Origin of the sequence: Rhodovulum sp. YNF3179 (genome assembly GCF_050586465.1) — a bacterium.
GTDB lineage: Bacteria > Pseudomonadota > Alphaproteobacteria > Rhodobacterales > Rhodobacteraceae > CAJXYS01.
Genome location: NZ_JBOCEG010000009.1, coordinates 30916 through 51973 on the forward strand (window position 1 = coordinate 30916; position 21058 = coordinate 51973).

Annotated in this window: 22 protein-coding genes; 16 read left to right on the forward strand and 6 right to left on the reverse strand. The window is 68.9% G+C overall.

Annotated elements, in window-relative coordinates; translation table 11 throughout:
• The first annotated feature begins 10 nt into the window (after positions 1 to 10).
• From ACQ5SP_RS15040 to ureG, 13 genes are all read left to right on the forward strand, one after another.
• Positions 11 to 1099, forward strand: a complete 1089-nt coding sequence (locus ACQ5SP_RS15040) for a polyheme membrane-associated cytochrome C (protein WP_430939219.1) — start codon at positions 11 to 13, stop codon at positions 1097 to 1099.
• A 171-nt stretch (positions 1100 to 1270) separates the two neighbouring features.
• On the forward strand, positions 1271 to 2278 hold the full coding sequence (locus tag ACQ5SP_RS15045) for an ABC transporter substrate-binding protein (protein ID WP_430939220.1): 1008 nt from the start codon (positions 1271 to 1273) through the stop codon (positions 2276 to 2278).
• A 54-nt stretch (positions 2279 to 2332) separates the two neighbouring features.
• On the forward strand, positions 2333 to 3136 hold the full coding sequence (locus ACQ5SP_RS15050) for an ABC transporter ATP-binding protein (RefSeq protein WP_430939221.1): 804 nt from the start codon (positions 2333 to 2335) through the stop codon (positions 3134 to 3136).
• The gene (locus ACQ5SP_RS15055; protein WP_430939222.1) at positions 3133 to 3891 is read left to right on the forward strand and encodes an ABC transporter permease; all 759 of its coding nucleotides are present in this window, start codon (positions 3133 to 3135) and stop codon (positions 3889 to 3891) included. The genes ACQ5SP_RS15050 and ACQ5SP_RS15055 overlap by 4 nt, the downstream gene beginning before the upstream one ends.
• Positions 3892 to 4379: 488 nt before the next feature.
• The gene (locus tag ACQ5SP_RS15060; RefSeq protein ID WP_430939223.1) at positions 4380 to 5204 is read left to right on the forward strand and encodes an urease accessory protein UreD; all 825 of its coding nucleotides are present in this window, start codon (positions 4380 to 4382) and stop codon (positions 5202 to 5204) included.
• Between the two features lie 3 nt (positions 5205 to 5207).
• A complete protein-coding gene (locus ACQ5SP_RS15065) occupies positions 5208 to 5510 on the forward strand; it encodes an urease subunit gamma (RefSeq protein WP_430939224.1) in 303 nt (100 codons plus the stop codon).
• Between the two features lie 11 nt (positions 5511 to 5521).
• Positions 5522 to 5692: a peptidase M23 gene (locus ACQ5SP_RS15070; RefSeq protein WP_430939225.1), complete on the forward strand. Its 171-nt coding sequence runs from the start codon at positions 5522 to 5524 to the stop codon at positions 5690 to 5692.
• The gene (locus ACQ5SP_RS15075) at positions 5689 to 5997 is read left to right on the forward strand and encodes an urease subunit beta (RefSeq protein ID WP_430939226.1); all 309 of its coding nucleotides are present in this window, start codon (positions 5689 to 5691) and stop codon (positions 5995 to 5997) included. The genes ACQ5SP_RS15070 and ACQ5SP_RS15075 overlap by 4 nt, the downstream gene beginning before the upstream one ends.
• A gap of 42 nt (positions 5998 to 6039) precedes the next feature.
• Positions 6040 to 6708: a ceramidase domain-containing protein gene (locus tag ACQ5SP_RS15080; protein ID WP_430939227.1), complete on the forward strand. Its 669-nt coding sequence runs from the start codon at positions 6040 to 6042 to the stop codon at positions 6706 to 6708.
• A gap of 47 nt (positions 6709 to 6755) precedes the next feature.
• The gene (gene ureC / locus ACQ5SP_RS15085; RefSeq protein WP_430939228.1) at positions 6756 to 8468 is read left to right on the forward strand and encodes an urease subunit alpha; all 1713 of its coding nucleotides are present in this window, start codon (positions 6756 to 6758) and stop codon (positions 8466 to 8468) included.
• 9 nt (positions 8469 to 8477) lie between these two features.
• Positions 8478 to 8951: an urease accessory protein UreE gene (locus ACQ5SP_RS15090; RefSeq protein WP_430939229.1), complete on the forward strand. Its 474-nt coding sequence runs from the start codon at positions 8478 to 8480 to the stop codon at positions 8949 to 8951.
• On the forward strand, positions 8941 to 9585 hold the full coding sequence (locus tag ACQ5SP_RS15095) for an urease accessory protein UreF (protein ID WP_430939230.1): 645 nt from the start codon (positions 8941 to 8943) through the stop codon (positions 9583 to 9585). Before ACQ5SP_RS15090 ends, ACQ5SP_RS15095 begins: the two co-directional genes overlap by 11 nt.
• Positions 9582 to 10226, forward strand: coding sequence for an urease accessory protein UreG (gene ureG, locus ACQ5SP_RS15100; protein WP_430939231.1), 645 nt, complete (start codon positions 9582 to 9584; stop codon positions 10224 to 10226). The genes ACQ5SP_RS15095 and ureG overlap by 4 nt, the downstream gene beginning before the upstream one ends.
• Here the strand turns inward: ureG and ACQ5SP_RS15105 are convergent.
• On the reverse strand, positions 10223 to 11134 hold the full coding sequence (locus tag ACQ5SP_RS15105; RefSeq protein WP_430939232.1) for a hydrogen peroxide-inducible genes activator: 912 nt from the start codon (positions 11132 to 11134) through the stop codon (positions 10223 to 10225). The genes ureG and ACQ5SP_RS15105 overlap by 4 nt on opposite strands.
• A 103-nt stretch (positions 11135 to 11237) precedes the next feature.
• On the opposite strand from ACQ5SP_RS15105, the gene ACQ5SP_RS15110 reads away from it, so the two are divergent.
• On the forward strand, positions 11238 to 11885 hold the full coding sequence (locus ACQ5SP_RS15110) for a peroxiredoxin (protein ID WP_430939233.1): 648 nt from the start codon (positions 11238 to 11240) through the stop codon (positions 11883 to 11885).
• A gap of 76 nt (positions 11886 to 11961) precedes the next feature.
• Entirely contained in the window at positions 11962 to 12837 is an 876-nt protein-coding gene (locus ACQ5SP_RS15115; RefSeq protein WP_430939234.1) for an MBL fold metallo-hydrolase, read from the forward strand.
• 191 nt (positions 12838 to 13028) lie between these two features.
• Here ACQ5SP_RS15115 and ACQ5SP_RS15120 read toward each other — a convergent pair whose 3' ends face one another.
• From ACQ5SP_RS15120 to ACQ5SP_RS15140, 5 genes are all read right to left on the reverse strand, one after another.
• Positions 13029 to 13640, reverse strand: a complete 612-nt coding sequence (locus ACQ5SP_RS15120) for a DUF1989 domain-containing protein (protein WP_430939235.1) — start codon at positions 13638 to 13640, stop codon at positions 13029 to 13031.
• Between the two features lie 71 nt (positions 13641 to 13711).
• Positions 13712 to 14371: an ATP-binding cassette domain-containing protein gene (locus ACQ5SP_RS15125; RefSeq protein WP_430939236.1), complete on the reverse strand. Its 660-nt coding sequence runs from the start codon at positions 14369 to 14371 to the stop codon at positions 13712 to 13714.
• Positions 14364 to 16007: an ABC transporter permease gene (locus ACQ5SP_RS15130; RefSeq protein ID WP_430939349.1), complete on the reverse strand. Its 1644-nt coding sequence runs from the start codon at positions 16005 to 16007 to the stop codon at positions 14364 to 14366. The genes ACQ5SP_RS15125 and ACQ5SP_RS15130 overlap by 8 nt, the downstream gene beginning before the upstream one ends.
• A gap of 70 nt (positions 16008 to 16077) precedes the next feature.
• Positions 16078 to 17280 (reverse strand): ABC transporter substrate-binding protein, encoded by a 1203-nt coding sequence (locus ACQ5SP_RS15135; protein WP_430939237.1) that lies wholly within the window; start codon positions 17278 to 17280, stop codon positions 16078 to 16080.
• A 25-nt stretch (positions 17281 to 17305) separates the two neighbouring features.
• Positions 17306 to 17935: a CDP-alcohol phosphatidyltransferase family protein gene (locus ACQ5SP_RS15140; protein WP_430939238.1), complete on the reverse strand. Its 630-nt coding sequence runs from the start codon at positions 17933 to 17935 to the stop codon at positions 17306 to 17308.
• 267 nt (positions 17936 to 18202) lie between these two features.
• Here ACQ5SP_RS15140 and ACQ5SP_RS15145 point away from each other — a divergent pair, with 267 nt between their 5' ends.
• Entirely contained in the window at positions 18203 to 21058 is a 2856-nt protein-coding gene (locus ACQ5SP_RS15145) for a monovalent cation/H+ antiporter subunit A (protein WP_430939239.1), read from the forward strand.

Sequence of the window (21058 nt, forward strand, 5' to 3'; positions counted from 1 at the left end):
GGAGGTCTCCATGCGCGTTTCCCGTCTGTCCAGAGCCATAGGTGCCTTTATCCTGGGCATAACCTTCGCCCTGCCGGCCGCGGCGCAAGAGGGGTCCAGCCTGTCCCGGCTGGTCGACCAATGGATCGCCTCGCCGCATGGGGATTACAGTTCCGAATCCTTTACCCACTGGAACGAGGACGGTGCGGTGCCCGTCAATTGCGCCGCCTGCCATTCCGGTCCGGGCTTCTCCGATTTCCTCGGGGCCGACGGCAGTGCCGCGGGCGTGGTCGACCATCCGGCGCCCATCAACGCGCCGGTCGATTGCGCGGCCTGTCACACCAGCGCGGCCGAGACGCTCGACACCGTGTCCTTCCCGTCCGGCGTGACGATGTCCGGGCTTGGATCGTCGGCCATCTGCTCGGTGTGCCACCAGGGGCGGCAATCGACCGATTCCGTCGAGGCCGCGCTGGAAGGCAAGGCCGACGACACGGTCGATCCCGAGCTCGGCTTCCTCAACATTCACTACGCCGCGTCCGCCGCGACGCTGATGGGCAGCGACGCGCGCGGCGGCTACCAGTACCCGGGCAAGAGCTATGCCGGGCGGTTCATGCACGTGCCGAGCGCGAATACCTGCACCACCTGCCACGAGCCCCACACCACCGAGGTCGCGACCGAGGGCTGCGTCGCCTGCCACCAGGGTATCGAGGAACTGAGCGACATCCGGACCCGGCATGCCGACTTCGACGGCGACGGCGACACCGCCGAGGGCATCCACGGCGAGATCATGACATTGCACGGCATCCTGGCCGAGCGCATCACGGCCTACGCGGCCGATGTGGCCGGCACGCCGATCATCTATGACAGCCATGCCTACCCCTATTATTTCACGGATACCGACGGCGACGGCACCGTCGATGACGGCGAGGCCGCCTATCCCAACCGCTACCAGAGCTGGACCCCGCGCCTGCTGCGTGCGGCCTATAACTACCAGGTCGTGGCCAAGGATCCCGGCGGCTACAGCCACAACCCGCAGTATTTCCTGCAGCTGCTCTATGACAGCATCGAGGATCTCTCGGCGCAGCTGGGTGTCGAGACGGGCGCGCTGACCCGGCCCTGACCCTGCACCCGCGCGCATGGCGCATTCGCCCAATTTTCGGGCGTGGCCGCTGGGCCGCGCCCAAAATCGCGGCAAGAAGGTGGGCGGTCCGGTTTGTCGCAGGGTGGCGATGATGCGCGGCCCCGCAACAGTGGGTTCACTCGTCGTCGACGCTTAAAGCAGGAGGACAAGATGCTGCGTTCGATTCTCACTGCCGCCGTGGCCGCGTTCGGGCTGTCCGGGCCGGCGCTGGCCGAGACCTCGGTGCCCTTCGCGCTGGACTGGAAGTTCGAGGGCCCCTCCGCCGCCTATTTCGCCGCCATAGACAACGGCCATTTCGCCGAAGAAGGGCTCTCGGTCGAGGTGTCCGCTGGCAAGGGCTCTCTCGACGCGATCCCGAAGGTCGCGACCGGGGCCTTCCCGATGGGCTTTGCCGACATCAACAGCCTGATCAAGTTCCTCGACCAGAACCCGGGCGCGCCGGTCACGGCCGTCATGATGGTCTATGACAAGCCGCCCTTCGCCGTTGTCGGGCGCAAGAGCCTCGGCGTCTCGGCGCCGGCCGACCTCGAGGGTTCGGTGCTCGGCGCGCCGCCGCCCGACGGGGCCTGGGCGCAGTTCCCGATCTTCGCCAGGGAGAACGGGCTCGACATGGACAAGATCACCGTCGAGCCGGTGGGCTTCCCGACCCGCGAGCCGATGCTGGCCGAGGGCGAGGTCGACTCGGTGACGGGCTTTTCCTTCTCGTCCTACCTGAACCTCGTTCGTCTCGGCGTGCCCGAGGACGACATTTCGACCATCCTGATGGCCGATCACGGCCTGGCGCTTTACGGCAATGCCATTATCGCCAACACCGATTTCGCCGAGGCCAACCCCGACGCCGTGACCGGCTTCCTGCGCGCCGTGGCGAAGGGCTGGAAGGACGTGATCGCAGATCCCGCGGCCGGCGCGGCAATGGTTGCCGACCGCAACCCGGCCGCCGATGTCGATCTGGAGGCCCGGCGCCTGCAACTGGCCATCGATGCCAACGTGGTCACCGATTACACCATGGCCAACGGCATGGGCGGCATCGATCCCGACCGCATGGCGACCGCGCTCGAGCAGCTCGCCCTGACCTACGAGTTCGAGACGGACCCGGACGCGGCGCTCTACTTCACCGATGCTTACCTGCCGGATGACGGCAGCCTGATGCTTCAGTAAAGTTCACGGCGGGCCGGGGTGCCGGCCCGCCTCTTCCCGGACAAGGACCGAGCGATGACCGCACCCGCGCATATCGAGATACGCGGCGTCACGCATGCCTACCGGACCGAGTCCGGCCCGCTGCCGGTTCTGAACGATCTAAACATCTTCCTTCCGGAGGGCGGCTTCACCGCGGTGGTGGGTCCGTCCGGCTGCGGCAAGTCCACGCTGACGCGGCTGATCGCCGGGCTGATGCGGCCCGACAGCGGCACCGTCTGGATCGGTTCCGACGAGATCAAGGCCCCGCGCAAGACAGTCGGCATGGCGTTCCAGAACCCCGTTCTGCTCGAATGGCGGACGATTCTGGCCAATGTCATGCTGCCGCTGGAAATCGTCGCGCCCGGCATGGCGCGCAAGGACCGCGAGGCGCGTGCCCGGGAACTCCTGGCCGAGGTCGGGCTGGAGGGGTTCGAGGACAAGCGCCCGTCCGAGTTGTCGGGTGGCATGCGCCAGCGGGCATCGCTCTGCCGGGCGCTGGTGCACCGGCCGGAGGTCCTGATCCTGGACGAGCCGTTCGGGGCGCTCGACGCCTTCACCCGCGAGGATCTCTGGCAGACGATGCACGCGCTGCGCCGCGAGGAGAAGTTCACCTGCCTGCTGATCACCCATGACCTGCGTGAAAGCGTGTTCCTGGCCGACGAGATCGTGGTGCTGTCCGGGCGCCCGGCACATGCGCAATACGTCATGCCCTCCGCGCTGCCGCGCGACCGGACGCTCGACTCGCTCTTCACCGAGCAGGCGACCGAAATGCTGGCGGTGCTGCGCCACCAGATCGAGATCGCGCAGGGCCGCAGCGCGCCCGAGGAGGTGTCCGCATGACCGCCCTGCGCCGGATCGCGGTGCCGACCGCGGCCCTCGTGCTCTTCGCGCTGTTCTGGGAGGCGCTGGTCTGGGTCAATGGCTGGCCCGATTACCGCATGGCCTCGCCCAGCGATCTCTGGCCGGCCTTCTGGGAACATCGGGGGCTTTTCCTGAAATATTCCTGGGACACGCTCTGGCGGACCATCGCGGGGCTGGGTCTGGCCGTGGTCGTCGGGGTGGCGCTGGGCGTGGTCATGGGTTTCAGCCGCACCATGCGCGATGCGCTCTATCCGCTGCTGGTGGGCTTCAACGCGATCCCCAAGGCCACCGTCGTGCCGATCATCGCGCTGATGTTCGTCGGCCAGCACGACATGAACACGATCCTGATTGCCTTCATGATCTCATTCTTCCCGATCGCGGTGTCGGTATCCATCGGGCTCTCGACGCTGGAGCCCGAATACCGCGACATCCTGCGTGCGCTCGGGGCCTCGCGGATGACGATCTTCTGGAAGATCGCGCTGCCCAAGACGCTGCCGGAATTCTTCGGGGCGCTTAAGGTCTCGGTGACGCTCGCCTTCATCGGCACCAACCTGATGGAAATCGTCGAGCCGCACGGGCGCGGCCTGGGCCATCTCTTCGACTCGGGCAAGATCAGTGCGGATTATCCGCTGATGTTCGCCGTGCTGATCGCGCTGGCGCTGCTCGGGATCCTGCTGTTCTACGTCGTCGTGCTGCTGGAGCGTATCTTCGCCGGCTGGGCCGACCGCGAGTAAGCCCGGGTGGCACCGGCATCCACGGCTTCCGGATTTCGCATATGCAGCACAATTCGGCGACGCCCCTGCGTGGGCATCGCCTGAAACTTGGGCAAAATACATACAATCCATGCATTTAGCGCATGGGAGCCTCACGGAAACGTCACTTGCTGCATTGCAGCGCAGACGCTATATTCAACGTATCACAGCGCTTTCATCCTCCTCCCTTCGAAAGCGTTGCAGGATACTTGGCGGCGTCTTTCCAAAGGCGCCGCCTTTTTTCGTCTGCCCTGTCAGGCCGGTGATTCTGCGCCGCGGCGGAATTCGGTGGCACCGCCTTTCAGGGCGCCGCCCATAAAGCGGGCGTGGTGCTGAATATTTGGTCATTTTGAGTGCGCGATGCCGGTCCGGTCGTCCCGGCGGGGCCCGGGACCCGCGCGCCGCCGCCTGCGCTGTGCTTACGTCGATCGCGACGCCCCACTGCGCGGAGCCCGGACATCACCTTGCACATGCCCGATATCGCCCAGCCGAAACCCGCGTCCCAGCCGCGGGCCCGGGGCGACTTGCGCATCACGTCGCGCGAGCGCGACGGATCAAGCTATATCGATCGCCTGGACCAGGCCGGCGCGCTCAAGGCGCTTTTCCCCGGCGTGCGCGGGCGGCTCGACGCGATCTGCGTGAACACCGCCGGCGGCGTGACCGGCGGTGACCGCTTCGCCGTCACGGCCGAGGCCGGTCCGGGCTCGGTGCTCTGCCTGACGACCCAGGCCGCCGAACGCGCCTATCGCGCCACCGGGCCGGACCCGGGCCGGGTGACCACGCGGCTTTCGGCCGCGGCGGGGGCGACGCTCTTCTGGCTGCCGCAGGAACTGATCCTCTACGACCGCTGCAATCTCGAGCGGAGCCTCGAGATCGACCTGGCCCCGGACGCGCGCCTGCTGATGGTCGAGCCGGTGCTGTTCGGGCGCCGCGCGATGGGCGAGGTGCTGCGCTCCGCCCGGTTCAGTGACCGGGTCGCGATACGCCGGGACGGGCGGCCGGCCTATCTCGACGGGCTGGATCTGTCCGGCGACGTGGCCGCGACGCTCGACAGGGCCGCGGTCGGCGCCGGGTCCGTCGCCATGGCGAGCCTCGTGCATGTCGCCCCCGACGCCGAGGCGCATTTGCCCGCGCTGCGCGCCCTGATGCCGACGACCGGCGGCGCCAGCCTTCTGGCGCCCGACATGCTGGCGATGCGGCTGGTGGCAGAGGACGGCCACGCGCTGCGCCAGGCGCTTTTGCCGGTTCTCGACCGGCTCACATCCGACGGCCTGCCGATATCCTGGAGACTCTGAGACATGAAGCTCACCCCCCGCGAGAAGGACAAGCTGCTGGTCGCCATGGCCGCCGAGGTCGCGCGCCGGCGCAAGGCGCGCGGCGTCAAGCTGAACCACCCCGAGGCCATCGCGCTCATCACCGACGCGGTGGTCGAGGGCGCGCGCGACGGCCGGTCGGTGGCCGAGATGATGTCCGCCGGGGCCGAGGTCGTCCGCCGCGAGGACTGCATGGAGGGCGTGCCGGAGATGATCCACGAGGTCCAGGTCGAGGCGACCTTCCCTGACGGCACGAAGCTCGTCACCGTTCACAACCCGATCCGCTGAAGGAGACCGCCATGAAATCGCTTTTCGTCCCCCTGCCCGTGCTCGCCGTGACGGCCGCCCCCGCGCTGGCCCATTCCGGGGCGCATGCCCATCCCCACGGGATCGACACGGGCGCCTGGGCGCTCGGGCTCTTCCTGGTGGCGGCCGGGGTCGCGGCGGTCTTCGTCGCGAGCCGCCGATGATCCCCGGCGAGCTTTTCCCCGCCGAGGGCGCGCTGACGCTCAATGCCGACCGGCCGGTGACGGTGCTGATGGTCGCCAATACCGGCGACCGGCCGGTGCAGGTGGGCAGCCACTACCATTTCGCAGAGGCCAATGCCGCGCTCGACTTCGACCGCGCGGCGGCGCGCGGCCTTCGGCTCGACATCGCGGCGGGAACGGCGGTGCGGTTCGAGCCGGGACAGCGCCGCGAGGTCCGGCTCATCCCGATTTCCGGGGCCCGGCGCGTCTACGGGTTCAACCAGAAAATCATGGGAAATCTCGAATGATACCCGGTCGCGGCGGGAGCCGGATGATAGGCTGCCGGCACGATGGACTGGCTTACCCCGATCGACCTTTATTGCGAACGTGCGGGACCGGGGCTCTGGGCGGAGCCCCTGAACGCCTTTACGAACGCCGCGTTCCCGCTGGCGGCGCTCTGGGGATGGCAGGCGCTCCGGCGGTATGGCGGCGCGCCCGGCTTCGGCCTGGCCGTGGTGATGGCCGCCCTGATCGGGGTCGGGTCGTTCCTGTTCCACGTCTACGCCAATGCCTGGTCGGAATGGGCGGACGTCGTCCCGATCTGGGGCTTCGTGGCGCTCTATGTCGGGCTCTCGACCTATCACCTGGGCGGCGCGCCGGCGCGTGCGGCCTGGATCGCCGGGAGCATCACCGCCGTGGCCGCGACGGCTACGCTGACGCTCACCTCCGCGACCGGCGCCGAGACGGGACCGCCGGGCCTGCTGAACGGCAGCGGCCAGTATGCCCCCGCGCTCATCGCGCTCCTGGCGCTTGCCGGGCTGATGGCGTGGCGCGGCCATCCCGCGCGGGGCTGGATCCTGGCGGCAGCTCTGGCGTTCACGGTTTCGCTGGTCGCGCGAACCCTGGACCTGCACCTTTGCGCGGATATCCCGGCAGGCACGCATTTCATCTGGCACCTGATGAACGGCTGGATGGTCGGGCTGCTCTTGCAGGCGCTCATCCGGCACCGGCGCGCCTGATCGGCGCCCCCGCCGAACCCCACACGCAAACGACCGGAGGCTGATCCATGCCGACGTCCATCTCCCGTGCGAACTACGCTGCCATGTTCGGCCCCACGACCGGGGATCGGCTGCGCCTGGCCGATACAGATCTCGTCATCGAGGTCGAGCGTGACCTGACGGGCCCCTATGGCGAGGAGGTCAAGTTCGGCGGCGGCAAGGTGATCCGCGACGGCATGGGGCAATCGCAGGTGACACGGGCCGAGGGCGCGGTGGACACCGTCATCACCAATGCCCTGATCGTCGATCACACCGGGATCACGAAGGCGGATATCGGGCTCCGCGACGGGCGGATCGCGGGGATCGGCAAGGCCGGCAACCCCGACACCCAGCCGGGCGTGGACATCGTGATCGGCCCGGGCACCGAGGCCATCGCCGGCGAGGGGCGCATCCTGACCGCGGGCGGCTTCGACAGCCATATCCATTTCATCTGCCCCCAGCAGATCGAGGACGCGCTGCATTCCGGGCTGACGACGATGCTGGGCGGCGGCACGGGCCCGGCCCATGGCACGCTGGCCACCACCTGCACGCCGGGATCCTGGCATATCGGGCGGATGCTGCAGGCCGCCGATGCCTTCCCGATGAACCTGGCTTTCGCGGGCAAGGGCAACGCCGCGTTGCCCGCGGCGCTGGTCGAGCAGGTCGAGGCAGGAGCCTGCGCGCTCAAGCTGCACGAGGACTGGGGCACCACCCCGGGCGCGATCGACTGCTGCCTGTCGGTGGCCGACGATATGGACGTGCAGGTGATGATCCACACCGATACGCTGAACGAGTCGGGCTTCGTCGAGACGACCGTCGCGGCGATGAAGGGGCGCACCATCCACGCCTTCCACACCGAGGGCGCGGGCGGGGGGCATGCCCCTGACATCATCCGCATTTGCGGGGAAGAGTACGTGCTGCCCTCCTCGACCAACCCGACGCGGCCCTTCACGGCCAACACGATCGAGGAACATCTCGACATGCTCATGGTGTGCCACCACCTCGACAAGTCGATCCCCGAGGACGTGGCCTTCGCGGAAAGCCGGATCCGGCGCGAGACCATCGCCGCCGAGGACATCCTGCACGACATGGGCGCGTTTTCGATCATCGCCTCCGACAGCCAGGCGATGGGCCGCGTCGGCGAGGTGATCATCCGCACCTGGCAGACCGCCGACAAGATGAAGAAACAGCGCGGCCGCCTGCCCGAGGAGACGGGCGAGAACGACAATTTCCGCGTCCGCCGTTACGTCGCGAAATACACGATCAATCCCGCCATCGCCCACGGGATCGGCCACGAGATCGGCTCGGTCGAGGTGGGCAAGCGCGCGGACCTGGTGCTGTGGGACTCGGCCTTCTTCGGGGTGAAGCCCGAGATGGTGCTGATCGGCGGGACGATCGCGATGGCCCAGATTGGCGATCCGAACGCCTCGATCCCGACGCCGCAGCCGGTCTATTCCCGCCCCATGTTCGGGGCCTACGGGCGCAGCGTCGAGAACTCGGCCGTGACCTTCGTCTCCCAGGCGGCGCAGGCCGCGGGGATCGGTGGCCGGCTTGGCCTCGCCAAGGAGACCTGCGCCGTGCGGGGCATTCGCGGGACGACGAAGCGCGACATGGTGCTGAACGACGCCCTCCCCGAGATGGAGGTGCATCCCGAAACCTACGAGGTGCGCGCCGATGGCGAGTTGCTGACCTGCGCGCCCGCCCACGAGCTGCCGATGGCGCAGCGCTATTTCCTGTTCTGAGGTTCGCCGATGTCCGATCTTCCCATTGCCCAGACCCTGAAACGCGCCGGCGACTGGAGCGGCGCCGGCGAGAGCTGCACGCTCGACTACGAGGCGCGCTTCCTGCGCCGCAAGCGGCTGGAGACGGATTCGGGCCGTCCCATACTGGCGGATCTCGAGAAGACGACCTCGCTGGATGACGGCGATGCGCTGATCCTGGCCGACGGCACGCCGGTCGCGATCCGGGCGGCGGTGGAGCCGGTCCTCTTCGTGACCGGCGACAACCTTCCCCGGCTCGCCTGGCACATCGGAAACCGTCACACGCCCTGCCAGATCGACGGCGACCGGCTGGTGATCCGGAACGATCCCGTGATCCGGCACATGCTGGAGCACCTGGGCGCCAGCATCGCCGAGGGCAATGCGCCCTTCCGGCCCGAGGGCGGCGCCTACGGCCACGGGCGGACCCACGCGCATGAGCACGGGGCGACGGCGCATGCCCACTGAGGCCGATGTGCTGACGCTGGGGCAGTGGCTGTCGCCCAGCTTCCCGGTCGGGGCCTTCGCCTATTCCCACGGGCTCGAGGCGGCCGTGGCCGACGGGCATGTGCGGGACGCCGAGGGGCTGCGCGGGTGGCTGTGCGACGTGCTGGAACTCGGCACCGGGCGGTGCGACGCGATCCTTCTGGGCGCGGCCGCGCGGGCCGCGCCGGCGGAGTGGGACGGGATCGACGCCGCCGCGCGGGCCTTCGCCGCCAGCCGTGAGCGGCTGGTCGAGGCGGACCGCCAGGGGCGGGCTTTCGCGCGGACGACCAGCGCGGTCTGGGGGCTCGACGTGCCGGCGCTGACCCTGCCGGTCGCGGTGGGCGCGGCGGCCGGCCTGCGCGGGCTGCCGGTCACGCTGACGGCAGCGATGTATCTGCAGGCCTTCACCGGCAACCTGGTGCAGGCGGCCCAGCGGCTCGCCCCTGTCGGTCAGACGGAGGGGCAGTCGGTGCTGGCGGCGTTGACGCCGCTTTGCCAGGCGATCGCGGCCGAGGCGGCGGAGGCGCCGCTCGAGGCGCTGGCCAGCGCGGCCTTCCTGTCGGACGTCGCGGCGATGCGACATGAAACCATGGAAACGAGGATCTTTGTCTCATGACACGCATGAACGGACCCCTCCGCATCGGGATCGGCGGCCCCGTGGGCGCGGGCAAGACCACGCTGACGGCGCGCCTGGCCGAGGCGCTGCATCCCGTCCGGTCCATCGGGGTGGTGACGAACGACATCTACACCCAGGAGGACGCGGAGGCGCTGATGCGCATGCAGATCCTGCCGCGCGATCGCGTCATCGGCGTCGAGACCGGGGGCTGCCCCCATACCGCGATCCGCGAGGATGCCTCCATCAATCTCGCCGCCGTCGCCGAGATGGAGGCGCGCCACCCCGCGGTCGAGATCGTGCTGATCGAGTCGGGCGGCGACAACCTGTCTGCAACCTTCAGCCCGGAACTGGCCGACATCACGCTCTACGTCATCGACGTCGCCGCCGGCGAGGAGATCCCGCGCAAGGGCGGGCCGGCGATCACCCGCTCGGACCTGCTGATCATCAACAAGACCGACCTCGCACCCCATGTCGGTGCGTCGCTCGAGGTGATGCAGAGCGACGCGACACGGGTGCGCGGCGGGCGCCCCTTCGTCATGGCCGCGCTGCGCCATGGTGCGGGCGTGGCCGAGATCCTGGCGCATATTGACCGGTTGGGCGGCCTGGGCGGGCTGGGGCCGGAAACGGCCCGCTCGGCCTAGGCCGCGGCCAGCTCGGCACGGCAGCGGGTCAGGATCGCCGCCAGGTCGCGGAAGAGGTTCGCCCGCGCCGAGGTCTTGCGCCAGGCGAGCACGACATGCCGCGGGCAGGCGTCGGGCAGCGGCGCCAGCGCGAGCCGGCTGCCTTCGGTCGCCCCGGCGTCGATGGCCAGGTCGGGCAGCAGCGTGATCCCGAGCCCCTCGGAGACCATGGCGATCAGCGTCGACAGGCTGGTGGCCGAGAAGCTTTCGTCCTGCTGGATGCCGGCATCCGGATAGGCCGAGAGCGCGTGGCGCTGCAGGCAATGGCCCTTTTCGAGCAGCATCAGCGGCTTGCCGGCAAGATCCGCGCCGCTCACGCGTCCCTGCGCCAGCGCCGGATGTTTCGGCGGTGCGGCAAGATGATAGCCATCGTCGAAGAGAAACGCGGTCTCGAGATTGCCGATGTCGAAGGGCTGCGCCACCACGATGGCGTCCAGCCGCCCGGCATGCAGCCCATCGAGCAGCGACTCGGTCATCTCCTCGCGGAGATAGAGCCGGAGGTCGGGAAAGGCGCCGCGGATTTCCGGCAGGGCGCGGGGCAGCAGGAACGGGCCGATGGTGGGGATCGAGCCCAGCGTCAGATCGCCTGCATGGGGGGCGGACTGTTCGCCCGCCAGCGTCTCGATCTCGCGGGCGGCGATCAGCAGCCGACGGGCCCGGTCCGCGATCTCCTGCCCGATCGGCGTCATGATGACGCTGCGCCGGGTCCGTTCGGCCAGTTGCACGCCGAGCGTTTCCTCCAGCTCGCGCAACCCCGCGCTGAGCGTGGGTTGCGTGACGTGGCAGGCCTCGGCCGCGCGCGAGAAGTGGAGCTGGTCGGAGAGGGCCACGAGGAAGGCCAACTGGCGAAGATTGATGCCCGGCATCATTGATAGAAAAACCCTATTACAGATAGAGATTTAATTCATTTCAAATATATCAACCCGCGCCTTATGTCGAGGTCATCGAGACACCGACACGAGGAAGCGACCCATGACCGACCCCATCCAAGCCCCCGCCATGCCGCGCCTGAACGAACCGGCCCCGGCCTTCGACGCGCCCACCACCGACGGGCGCAAGACGCTCGACGACTACAGGGGCAAGTGGCTGATCCTGTTCTCGCACCCGGCGGATTTCACCCCGGTCTGCACGACGGAGTTCATCGCCTTCGCCAGGCGCCAGGACGATTTCGCCGCGCTGGGCGCGGAGCTGCTGGGCCTGTCCATCGACAGCCATTACAGCCACATCGCCTGGATGCTGAACATCAAGGAGAAGTTCGGCGTCGAGATCCGGTTCCCGATCATCGCGGACCTGAACATGAAGGTCGCCCAGGCCTATGGCATGATCCAGCCCGGTGCCTCTGACACGGCGGCGGTGCGCGCCACCTTCATCATCGACCCCGAGGGCGTCCTGCGGGCCATGGTCTACTACCCGATGAACGCCGGCCGCTCGGTGGACGAGATCCATCGCCTGCTGGTCGCGCTGCAGACCGCGGACGAGAACAAATGCGCCATGCCGGAAAACTGGAAACCGGGCGACCCGGTCATCGTTCCCCCTCCGGCCACCGCCGATGCGGCAGCGGGTCGCGCGGCCGAAGGCTACGACACGGTCGACTGGTACTTCTCGACCCGCCAGCTTTGAGCGGGACGCGATCCGGACACAGCGAGACACCGGCGCGCGGGACAGCGCGCCGGTCCATTCACGAAGGAGGCAAGCCATGAGCAAGAGCCCAATCGTCAAGAGCTTCTGGGACGCGCCGACGGGCAGTTGGCAATACGTCTTTCACGACCCCGCGACCATGAAGGGCGCGATCGTGGACCCGGTGCTGAACTACGATCCGCAGGCCGCGGCCACCATGACCCACAGCGCCGAGGAAATCCTCGCCTACGTCGAGGAGGCCGGGATCGAGATCGTCTGGATTCTCGACACGCACCCGCATGCCGACCATTTCTCGGCCGCGCCCTGGCTGAAGGAGCGTCTCGGCGCGCCGACGGCCATCGGCGAACATGTCGTGAAGGTGCAGGCGCTATGGAAAGGCATCTACAACCTGCCCGACGACTTCCCGACCGATGGCAGCCAGTGGGACCGGCTCTTCGCCGATGGCGAGACGTTCGCGGTGGGCGAGATCCCCGTGCGCGTGATGTTCTCGCCCGGGCACACGCTGGCCTCGATCACCTATGTGGCGGGCGATGCGGCCTTCGTCCACGACACCTTCATGATGCCCGACAGCGGCACCAGCCGCGCCGATTTCCCGGGTGGCAGTTCCGCGGATCTCTACGCGAGTATCCAGGCGATCCTGGCGCTGCCCGACGATACCCGGCTCTTCGTCGGCCATGACTATGCCCCCGAAGGCCGGGAAGCGGCGTGCATGGCGACGGTCGCCGAGCACAAGGCGACGAACATCCATCTCAAGGATGCGCCGTCCGAGGCCGCGTATCGCGCGGTGCGCGACGCCCGCGATGCAACCCTGCCCCTGCCCAGGCTGATGCTGGCGGCGCTGCAGATCAATATCCGCGGTGGACGCAAGCCGGCGCCCGAGGATGACGGGCGGCGCTACCTGAAGATCCCGCTGGATTATTTCGAGCCCCGGTGACCCCGGCCGCCCCTGCCCAAAACCTACCCTAAATAGGGTATTACCCCCATTTCGGGGGGTATCGCGGCAAATTGGTATGGGGGTGTGCCGTGCCGCTTGACCGCGAGGGGGGCGCCTCTAGTGTCGGGGCATTAATGGAACGCCACCACTCCGGACGCCGGCGGCCCTCGGGCTTGCCGGCGTCCTTCCTTTCAGCGGCCGAGAATCCGGTAATGCGCCTCGACCGGCGTGCAGGCCGCGCCGTTGATCGGCAGGATGTCCTGCGGGCAGGCCGACATCGCCACCACGCAGTCCATATGGGCGCGCAGCACCACGTAGTCGCCGGGTTTCGACAGCGGCTCGCCCCAGCTGGTGGCCCCGGCCGCGTCGACGGGAATGTTCATCCACAGGTTCAGCGGGCTCGGGCATTCCGGCGGCGTCAGGCCCAGCTGTCGCATCCCCGCAAAGAGGTTGTCGGTGCAGTTGTCGTGGTACTCGGTGCAGCCGAGAAGGCCGTAGCGGTAGTCGTCGCAGGCGGCGATCAGCGTGTCGTGGCGCCCCGGCGAACTGTCTTCCTCCAGCGTCAGGATCGGCCGCCGGCGGTTGGTGACCAGCGCATCGCCCGGCGCCGGCCAGAGCTTGCCCAGCGTGGCGCGCATGTGCTCGTTCGACATGAACTCGGTCAGGTCCTCGGCGCTGAAGGCCCAGGTGTCGACGACCTGCGTGCCATGGGTGTTGATGATCTTGATCGCCTCGCCGGCACCGAGCCGCGTGGCCCGGCCGCGCCGTGCCGGGACGGTAAAGGTTTCGCTTTCGCCTGTCATGTCGTGCCCCCTTGTCCTGTGACCGCCCGCGGGCAGGGTCCCGGGCAGGATCGACCGTGGGGTGTGGCGCGTCAAGACGACTCCAGCCGGATGATCCGTCCCCCCGCGGCACGGGCGTCCGCGGCGTCGTGGGTCACCAGGAGCACCGGCAGCCCGTGCGCGCGGGCCCGGTCGAAGACCAGCCGCCGCACCCGGTCGCGACGGTCCGGGTCGAGCCGCGAAAAGGGTTCGTCGAGCAACAGCGCGTCGGGTTCCGACAGCAGGACGCGCATCAGCGCCACGCGCGCCTTCTGCCCGCCGGACAGCGTCGCCGGATCGCGGTCCGCGAACCCCTTGAGCCCGACCTCGGCCAGCGCCTCCTCGACCCGGGCGCGCCGCGCGGCGCGCCCGCGCACGCCGCGGTTCAGGCCGAAGGCCAGGTTGCTGCCCACCGACATGTGCGGAAACAGAAGCTCGTCCTGGAACAACAGCCCGACGCGCCTGGCCTCGGGCGGCAGGCCGGTCAGCTCGCGGCCGTTGACCCGCACCCCGCCGGCGACGGTGAAGGCCGGGTCGACCGTGCCGGTCACCACCGAGAGCAGCGTCGACTTGCCCGACCCGGACGGCCCCATCACCGTCAGCACCTCGCCGGGGCGCACGGTGGCGTCCACGGCGACGAGTTCCGTTCCGCCGATCGCGATCCGGAGCCGGTCCAGCACAAGGCCGGTTTCGCCGCGCCGCGCGTCAGCCATGGGCCAGCGCCGCCTTGTTGCGCCAGACCAGCCGCGGGACCGCCAGCGCCACCGCGAAGGGCAGCAGCGCCGCCGCCGTCTGGGCCAGCCCGTAGATGCCGATCGCCCGGCGGTCGCCCCCGGCGGCCAGGGCCACGGCCTCGGTCGTCAGGGTCTGCACGCGCCCGCCCCCGATCAGCAAGGTGGGCAGGTATTGCCCGACCGACACGGCGATCCCGACCGCGGCCGCCGTCAGGACGGGGGCCAGCAGCATCGGCAGCCGCAGGGTCCAGAGCACGCGGTCTGGCCCGGCCCCCAGCGCATGGGCGACGGTGGCGTAGCGCGTGTCCCAGGCCCGGAAGGGATCGCCGAGCGAGAGAAAGACATAGGGCAGCACGAAGACCACGTGGCCGAGAATGACCGCCATGGTGCCGGAGGTCACCCCGAAGGACAGCATCAGGATCTGGAGCCCCGGCAAGAACGCGACCTGCGGGATCAGCAGCGGCAGGTACAAAAGCCAGAGCCCCCGCGACGAGAGCCGCAGCCCGAAGCGGTGCTCGGCCTCGAGGCAGCCGATGGTCAGGACAAGGGCAATGGCGGTCGCGGCGGCGGCGATGATCGCGGTCTCGGTCGCCGGCGCGCCCAGCCCGGGGCCGTGGCGCATCCAGTTGCGCAGGGTGAAACCGTCGGGCAGGGCGTCGGGAAAGGCCCAGAACCCCGCCACCGACCAGGCGGCCAGCCCGGCAAGGCCAAGGATCACCGCGGCGGCCGAAACGCCGCCGGCGGCGAGGGCAGCGGCCCGGAGCAGGCCTTCGCCGCCGCCGCGCCCGCCCTGCCGGATCCAGTGTCGCCCCCACATGGCCACGAGCGCCTCCGCCCCGCGCCAGGCGGCAAGCGCCGCGGCCACGAGGCCGAGCTGGACGACCGCGCCGGCCGCGGCCCGGAGCCGCATGGCAAGATCGGGGTCGCCCATCCAGCGCACGATCTGCACCGAGAGAGTCGGCGGGGTGTTGGGGCCGAGGATCACCGCGACGTCCACCACCGACATGGAATAGGCCAGAACCACGTAAACCGGCAGCCGGATCTGGGCATAGACGCGCGGGAAAACCGTCTTGAGCCAGGCGGTGTGGCGGGCATAGCCCAGCCCCCGGGCCACCGCCATGCTGCGCCGGGCCTCCACCTGGCCGAGGGCCGCGATCGTCATCAGCATGAGAAACGGCACCTCCTTGGCCACCAGCCCCGCGATCAGGGCAAGGCCGTTCGGATCCTGCACGATCAGGATGTCGGGCGGCCGCTCCCATCCCGTCGCCCAGGGCGAGACGAGCCGCGCGATCCAGCCCGATGGGGCGATGAGAAAGGCGATCCCGAACGCCGCGGCCGCATGCGGCACTGACAGCAGCGGCGAGAGCAGCCGTTCCATGGCGCGAAAGGCCCGGGTGCCCTGCCAGCAGGCGGCGACCATGACCACGACGGCCAGCGAGAGCGCCGTCGCGGCGAGGCCCGTGACGAGGCTGAGACGCATGGCGGCGCCGAAGCCCGGCCAGGACGCGAGATCGCCAAAGGGCGCCAGCGTCGGCTCCACCCGGCCGAGCGCGGGCATCACGCCCAGGGCCGGCGCGAGCGTGCCGAAAAGCCCCGCCGCCACCGGCCCGAGCATCACCAGCAGCGTCAGCGCGGGCAGCCGGGGCACGGCGCCCCGGGGGCGGCGGAAGGCCGTCACGCGGGGATCACTCCGCGACGCCGAAGCGCGCGGTCCAGTCCGCTTCCAGGCGCTCCATCCAGGACGGGTGCGGCTCGGGCAGGGCCGGGCCGAGGTCCGCGGGCGAGAGCGTCGCGATGCCCAGCGCGATCTCGTCGAAGCGCGCCCGCGCCGTTGCGTCGAGCTTGTCCATCGCCAGCACCGTGCCCACGCCCAGGTAATCGGGGTCCTGTGCCCGCGCCTGCGCCTCGGGCGAGAGCAGGAAATTCGCGACGACCATGGCGCCTGCCTTGGCGTTCGCGTTGTAGGGGATCGCCACGAAGCTGGCATTGCCGATGGTCCCGCCCTCCAGCACGAAGGTGCGCACCGTGTCGGGCAGTTCGTAGTTGGCGATGGCGGCGGAGGCCTCGCCGGGGCTGAAGGAGATCGCGAGGTCGATCTCGCCATCGGCCATCAGCTGGATCTGGCGCGGCCCGCTTTGCGGATAGGCGCGGCCCTGGCGCCAGAGATTGGGCGTCAGCTCCTCCATGAAGGCCCAGAGCGGCGCCGTAACGGCATCGTAATCGGCCGCGTCCACGGGGGCCTGCAGCGGCGCGGGGTCGTCGACCAGGTCGTAGAGCGCCTGTTTCAGGAAGGTCGCGCCGAGGAAGTCGGGCGGTTGCGGAAAGGTGAAGCGCCCCGGGGTCGCCTTGGCCCAGGCCAGCAGCGCCGCCATGTCCGGCAGTGGCTCGGGCAGGCGGGCGGTGTCGTGCATGAAGACCACCTGAGCCATCGACCAGGGCGACTCGTAGCCGTCGGTCGGCACGGTGAAGTCGGTGGTGACGGTCTTGCCGTCGACGTCCACGAGGGTCCAGTTCGGCAGCGACTCGGCAAAGGGGCCGAACAGCAGGTCGTTGCGCTTCATCGCGGCGAAATTCTCGCCGTTGATCCAGATGAGGTCGATCGCGCCGCCACTGTCCTGCCCGGCGGTCTTCTCGGCCAGCACGCGGCTGACCGCGTCCGCGGTGTCGGAGAGCTTCACATGCTCCAGCGTCACGCCGTGCTCTTCGGCGACGCGCTGCCCGACCCAGGCGATGAAGTCGTTGGTGATCGTCGACCCGCCCCAGGCGTTCCAGTAGACGGTTTCGCCCTCGGCTTCGGCCAGGACGGCCTGCCAGTCGCCGGGATCGGGGTCCGCCCGGACCGGAAGGGTCAGCAACGCGAGGATCGCGGCGGCGGCAAGGTTTTTCATGCGGGTCTCCCTGTCGGTTTGTCGTTCATTCTGGGGTATCGCCCGGACCGCCCGGAAAGACGCGCCGGGCGAGCATGAGGCGCGAGATCGCGGTCACGAAGCAGAGCAGGCCGAAGGCCCAGGCGAGCGGTGCGAACCACCCGGGCAGAAGGCAGAGCAGCACGAAGAAGCCTATGGTCTCGGTGCCTTCCAGCAAGCCACCGGTGAAATAGAGCGACTTGAGCCCGCGTGCGTCGGTTTTCATCTGCCGGCGCTCGGCGAGGATGGCGAAGCCGAGAAACGTGGTGCCGTTGAAATAGAAGCTGAGCAGCAGGAAGGCGCCGGCGGCCGCGTTGGCATCCGGATCGGACCAGACGAAGGCCAGCGGCACCGCGCCGTAGAACAGGAAATCCGCCGCGATATCGAGATAGCCGCCGAAATCGGTGCGGCGCGTGGCCCGCGCCACCGCCCCGTCGAGCCCGTCGGCCAGGCGGCTGGCCAGCAACGGCACGAGCGCCAGAAGGCTCCAGCCCAGGGCGATGAGACCCGCGGCGAGAATGCCCAGAACCAGCCCCGCCAGCGTGACGGCGTCGGCGCTCACCCCACGCCGCGCCAGCGCGGCGCCCTGCCGGTTGAGCACCGGATCGATGAGTTTTCGCGCGGCGGCGTCGAGCATCCAGCCAAATCTCCGTTGCGGCGTCCATCTGGCGCATGGGGCGCCCATTTTTCAATCGCCATGACGGCTTTGTGAAGCCGCCGTGTCGCAGGCCCCGGGGGATTGCCGGGGCATCGTGCCGGAATACCTTGATTTCATCCGATGCAGTCATGGTAGGGTGCGTTGGCGAACGGCCAAGCTGCGGGAGACGGAGGGGGAATTGCAGCAGAGACTCGACCTGTATATGACCGCTGGACCATGTTCATTCACATCCGGTCGTGACCTGCCGTGCCGCTCTATCTGATCGCCGCTCTTCCGTTCCTCGGCGCGCTGCTGCCGGGGCTCATGATCCGTGCCGGGCGCAACAGCTGCGCCTGGGCGACGGGGTCCGCCACGCTGCTTGCGCTCATCGGTCTGCTGACCCATGCGCCCGCCGTCTTCCGGGGGGAGGTCATCCAGTCGCGGATCGAATGGCTGCCGATGCTCGGGCTCAACGCCAATTTCTTCCTCGACGGGCTGGGGCTGCTCTTTGCCGGGCTGATCCTGGGGATCGGCCTGCTGATCATCCTCTACGCGCGGTTCTATCTCAGCCGCGAGGATCCGATGGGCCAGTTCTACACCTACCTGCTGCTCTTTCAGGGCGCGATGGTGGGGATCGTGCTGTCGGACAACATCCTGCTGCTGCTGATCTTCTGGGAGCTGACGAGCCTGTCCTCCTTCCTGCTGATCGGCTACTGGAAGCACCTGCCGGAAGGCCGGCAGGGCGCGCGCATGGCGCTGGCGGTGACCGGCATGGGCGGGCTGGCGATGATCGCGGGCATGCTGATCCTGGGCAATATCGCGGGCAGCTATGACCTGACCGTGATCCTGGAAAACCGCGAGGCGATCCAGGGGTCCGACCTTTACCTGCCCGCGCTGGTGCTGATCCTGCTCGGGGCCTTCACCAAGTCGGCGCAGTTCCCGTTCCATTTCTGGCTGCCGCACGCGATGGCCGCGCCGACCCCGGTTTCGGCCTATCTGCATTCGGCCACCATGGTGAAGGCCGGGCTGTTCCTGATGGCCCGCCTCTGGCCGGTGCTGTCGGGCACCGAGGCCTGGTTCTACCTCGTGGCGACGACCGGCCTGGTCACCATGGTGATCGGCGCGGTGATCGCGCTCTTCAAGGACGATCTCAAGGGGCTCCTGGCCTTCTCGACCGTCAGCCATCTCGGGCTGATCACCATGCTGCTCGGATTCGGGACCGAGGCCGCGGCGGCGGTGGCGGTGTTCCACATCATCAACCACGCCAGCTTCAAGGCGGCGCTCTTCATGACGGCGGGCATCGTCGATCACGAGGCGCATACCCGCGACATCAAGCGGCTGGGCGGGTTGCGTCACCTGATGCCCATCACCTTCGCGATCGCCACGGTCACGGCGCTCAGCATGGCCGGCATCCCGCCGCTCAACGGCTTCATCTCGAAGGAGATGATGCTGAAAGAGACCACCTACGCCGTCTGGGCCGGGAACGCCTGGCTGATGCCGGCGCTGGCGACGTTGGGCGCCCTCTTCTCCGTGGCCTATTCCTTCCGCTACATCTGGCATGTCTTCATGGGGCCGGCGCGCGACGACTACCCGGCCAATCCGCATGATCCGGGCTTCGGCATGTGGGCGGGGCCGGCGCTGCTGGCGGGCCTCGTGATTGGCATCGGTCTCGCCCCCTTCGTGGTCGAGCCCTTCGTGAACCTCGTCGCGACCGCCGTGACCGGCCAGGATCCGGATGTGCACCTCAAGCTCTGGCACGGCATCAACGCGGCGCTCTACATGTCCGTCGCGGCGATCGTCGGCGGGGCGGTCCTGCTGGCGTCGCATCGCGGGCTCGAGTCCGTCTGGAAACGGGCCGGTCCCCCCGCGGCCAAGGCGATCTTCGATGCCATCATAGACGCGCTGGTGCGCCTGAGCCGGGCGATCACCGAGACGCTGCATGACGGGGCGCTGACCCGCTATGCCGCGATCTTCACCGTCGCCGTGGCGGCCGCGGGTCTGCATGCCTATGCAGGCGGCGTCGCCGGGGCGCCGACCCGCGACATGACGCCCATCACCGGGCTGCCCTTCATCGGCTGGGTGCTGCTGGTGGTGGCGACGGGCTGCGTGGTGGCGTTCCACCATCACCGCCTGCTGACGCTGGTGCTGATGGCGATCATCGGGCTCGTGGTCGCGGTCGGGTTCAACTATCTCTCGGCGCCGGACCTGGCGCTGACGCAGCTCTCGGTCGAGGTGGTCTCGATCATCCTTCTGCTGCTCGCGCTCAATTTCCTGCCCGAGTTCACCCCGCGCGAGAGCACCGCCGGGCGCAAGCTGCGCGACGGCGTCATCGCGGCTGTGGCCGGCCTCGCCGTGACCGGGCTGGCCTACGGGATGATGGTGCGCGACTTCGCCTTCCCGTCGATCTCGGACTTCCATCTCGCGAATTCCTACAAGGGCGGCGGCGGCACGAATGTCGTCAACGTCATCCTTGTGGACTTCAGGGGCTTCGACACCTTCGGCGAAATCATCGTGCTGGGGATCGCGGCCATCGTGATCTACGCGGTGACCGAGTCGCTGCTGCGCGGCCCGGTTCGCCAGAAGCTGCTCGAGCGCCAGCCGAACCACGCGCTGGCCGGCGACGCGCATCCGCTGATGATGGTGATCGCCACGCGCGTCATGATGCCGATCGCGCTGATGGTCGGGGTCTATATCTTCCTGCGCGGCCACAACGAGCCGGGCGGCGGGTTCATCGCGGGGCTCGTCGTCGCCATCGCGCTGGTGATGCAGTACATGGCCAGCGGGTTCGACTGGGCGGCGGAACGCCAGCGCGTGCCCTATCACGCGACCATCGCGGCCGGGGTTCTGGCGGCCGCCTTCACCGGGATCGGCGCCTGGTTCAACGGGCTGCCCTTCCTGACCAGCGATTTCGGCTATGTCCGCATCCCGCCGATGAACGAGTTCGAGCTCGCCACGGCCATGGCCTTCGATCTGGGGGTGTTCCTGGCCGTCGTGGGGGCCGTCATGCTGACGCTCGAGAGCCTGTCGCGGATCTCGCGCCGGGCAGGCTACGAGGTCAGCGAGTACCCGATGGACATCAACCCCGCCCGCGAGGACGGGACGCCGCAAGGGGAGGGCCGCTGA